This is a genomic window from Robertmurraya kyonggiensis (assembly GCF_005116465.1).
Taxonomy (GTDB): Bacteria; Bacillota; Bacilli; order Bacillales; family Cytobacillaceae; genus Robertmurraya; species Robertmurraya kyonggiensis.
In genome coordinates, this window is the sequence record NZ_SWBM01000061.1 from 1 (window position 1) to 1,212 (window position 1,212).

The 1,212-nt window shown below is 38.4% G+C and carries 2 protein-coding genes; both read left to right on the forward strand.

Going from position 1 to position 1,212, the window contains the following annotated elements:
- The first annotated feature begins 186 nt into the window (after window positions 1-186).
- Window positions 187-1,038 carry a reverse transcriptase family protein gene (locus FA727_RS25680; protein ID WP_136833923.1) on the forward strand — a complete coding sequence of 284 codons (852 nt, stop codon included), beginning with the start codon at window positions 187-189 and terminating at the stop codon, window positions 1,036-1,038.
- The coding region (locus FA727_RS25685; RefSeq protein ID WP_206663867.1) for a reverse transcriptase family protein at window positions 1,026-1,212 on the forward strand (187 nt) is incomplete at its 3' end. The genes FA727_RS25680 and FA727_RS25685, both read left to right, overlap by 13 nt.

Below are 1,212 nucleotides of genomic sequence, written 5' to 3' on the forward strand. Positions count from 1 at the left end.
TGATGATGTAGAAGTTGTGCATGGTGATACTTCTGCTTGTGTTGCTTTAGGATAGCTCTTTGGTTGGCATTCATAATGATGTTAGATGTTTGGGTTTATTTGAGTTTATCAGCTGTACTAAGAATGACTTCATCCCTGCTGTTATAAAGCCAATAAACAATCAGCTGAATCATCTCATATGATTTAATGGATAATCGAGAGTGGTTGCAGCAGAGACTTGAACACTATCGGTCGCATCATAACGATATGTGTGAAGCCATTGAAGATTTTGATGATATAAGCAAGCTAGGATGTGGTTTTACATCGGCCGATCCTCTTGAGGAGGTAGACATTGGTGATGGTTCTATACCCAGGCCGACGTTTGTAAATAAGAATTTAGATCCTGCTTTTAAATCTGAATTAATAAAGTTGTTAAAGGAGTATGTCGATTGCTTTGCTTGGAATTATCATGAAATGCCTGGTTTAAGCCGAGAGCTTGTTGAGCATCGGTTGCCTATTAAGTCTGGTTTTAGGCCTTATAAACAACCAACTAGGCGTTTTAATCCTGAAATTTATGACCGAGTTAAAGAGGAAATAAATCGGTTATTAGAAGCAAAGTTTATTAGACCTTGTCGATATGCTGAATGGATTTCTAATATTGTGCCCGTGGAAAAGAAAGGAACGGGTAAGATTAGAGTGTGTATTGATTTTAGAAATCTTAATCGTGCTACTCCTAAAGATGAATATCCTATGCCAATAGCCGATATGCTTATCGATGCTGCGTCTGGACATAGAATGATTAGCTTTCTTGATGGTAATGCTGGTTACAATCAAATATTTATGGCCGAAGAGGATATATCCAAAACGGCTTTTGTATGTCCAGGCTTTGTTGGTTTGTTTGAGTGGATTGTTATGACTTTTGGTTTAAAGAATGCCGGTGCTACTTATCAAAGGGCAATGAATTTAATCTTTCATGATTTGCTTGGTATTATCTTGGAAGTTTATATCGATGATATTGTTGTCAAATCGGCTGGAAGTGTTCTCATTTGGCCGATTTGAGACTTGCATTTGAAAGAATGCGTCGGTATGGTTTGAAGATGAATCCACTCAAATGTGCTTTTGGTGTGTCGGCCGGTAAGTTTTTGGGCTTTATAGTTCATGAGCATGGCATTGAAATTGATCCAAAGAAGGCCGACACTATTGGCAAGTTGCAGGCGCCTAGTTCTAAGAAGG